The sequence below is a fragment of the Pedobacter sp. 01N416 genome (assembly GCF_056399685.1).
In genome coordinates this window covers 1-1,861 of sequence record NZ_JBFTRT010000768.1, presented here as the reverse complement: position 1 = coordinate 1,861, position 1,861 = coordinate 1, and the positions used below count along the sequence as shown (strand labels likewise).

2 protein-coding genes and 1 pseudogene are annotated in these 1,861 nt (G+C 37.4%); 1 reads left to right on the top strand and 2 read right to left on the bottom strand.

Going from position 1 to position 1,861, the window contains the following annotated elements; genetic code table 11:
• Window positions 1-743, bottom strand: a 743-nt coding sequence (locus tag AC1DND_RS26940; protein WP_477585807.1) for a fumarylacetoacetate hydrolase family protein, incomplete at its 3' end; no start/stop codon positions are given.
• A gap of 67 nt (window positions 744-810) precedes the next feature.
• Window positions 811-1,266, bottom strand: coding sequence for a hypothetical protein (locus AC1DND_RS26935; RefSeq protein WP_477585805.1), 456 nt, complete (start codon window positions 1,264-1,266; stop codon window positions 811-813).
• Window positions 1,267-1,547: 281 nt separating this feature from the next.
• Between AC1DND_RS26935 and AC1DND_RS26930 the strand changes: the two are divergent.
• A pseudogene (locus AC1DND_RS26930) lies at window positions 1,548-1,861 on the top strand (homogentisate 1,2-dioxygenase); the annotation flags it as partial.

Sequence of the window (1,861 nt, the reverse complement as noted above, 5' to 3'; positions counted from 1 at the left end):
GTCCAGTCCATATCAGCGGCATTCCCTTTCGAAACTTCGATGCCATTTACCCGGCAGGTCATTTTAAGGTCGTAAGCATTACCAACATGTCCGTCTTTAGGCGCAACTTTATATTGCAATAATTCATCAGGCGTTACCAACCATGGACCAATTACCGTAGAAAAATCTTTTCCTTTTGCAGGGCCCAAATTCAGCAACATCTCCTCCATCTGCAAAGTACGGGCACTCATATCGTTCATTACCATGTAACCGGCAATGTATTCATCAGCCTCAGCAGCTTTAATATTTCTACCTTTTTTACCAATAACAATCGCAACCTCTAATTCGAAATCCAGTTTATCAAAATGATCTGGCATACATTCAATTTCGCCAGTACCCTGAATAGCGTTGTGGTTGGTGAAATAAAAGATCGGATACTCATCGAATTGAGGGATCATATCAACCTTTCTGTTTCTACGTGCCGCAGCAACATGCTGTCTGAAAGCGTATCCATCGCGACAACTGGTAGGATGCGGAACAGGGGCTAAAATCTCGTAAAAAATTTCTTCTTTAGCGGCTAAACTACCATCTTTTATTTGATCGTCTATCCTTTTTGCTCTTTCCATTAACACTTCACCACCTTGCAAAAACGTAGTCATATTATCTGGAAGCAATTTATCGCAACTATTTAAGTTATAAATATGTCCGTTAATAAATATACCAAGATGCTCCCTGTCTTCGGTTTTATAAGATACTAGTTTCATATATGATTTGGTTAAATATGCGGTAAAGCTAAGAAATTAGGCCATTCAAAATAAAACTTAAGCGTTATTATTTTAACACAGTGTATTTCTGAAGGTTTGATTTAATTAAAGGAAAATCTTTTGCCTGAAGTGCTTTATAATGTTTTTTGTTGGAGAGTAAACCACCAATTAACATTCCACCCGATACACCAACAGGCACACCTGCAGCAATAAGCACCACCGACTCGACCAATTTATCACTTTTTGCGGCCAATGCAAAAAATGTTAAACCTCCGGCAATGGCAAGCGGTGCGGCTATCCCTTTACGATGAATGTATAATGCACTGATACTGTCGGCACTTAATTTTATGGTATCCTTCCGGTTTCTGATAATTGTTAAACCATCATCGGCTGCAGCGTAAAAAGAACCTCTTGTGGCTTTTCCACTTCGGTCTATAACCCTAATGGTGTACTTGGCATTTTGTTGCGCAAAAGTGGCATAGCTCAAGGCTAAAAAAAATAAGCATGTAAAAATAAATTTCATCGGGATGATCATATAGTAAGTAATTAAAGGTAATTAAAATTTCAACTTTTAAATAAAATACTTACCTTAGTGCCATTAAAACCATGATCTTAAAAGCATTACATATTAATCTAGTAAACGACGCTATTGCTGCCCGTCGCTATAAGATGCTATCCAAGCTGATCATGGCTCAATATTCTCTGTAATATTTACTCCATCTTCTTTTTTAATTGAAACGCATTACCGTTTTGATTGTTAATTCATTAGGATTTTTTCTTTTCTAACCATAACAACATTTTATTATGCCTATTTATCATAAATTGGGGCAGATTCCAGCTAAACGTCACACGGTTTTTCGTAAACCTGATGGAAATCTCTATGCCGAAGAATTGGTATCAACCGAAGGTTTTTCGAGTTTATATTCATTGGTTTATCATTGTCACCCGCCAACCATTGTTAAACATCTGGGCGAAGCATACAGTGTTGAGCCAAAAATTGCACGCGAAAAACACCTGAAACACACGAGTTTAATCGGTTTCAATATTAAACCTGAAGATGATTTTCTAAAAAGCAGAAAAGCCGTTCTGGTAAATAGCGATTTACACATCGTTTTGGC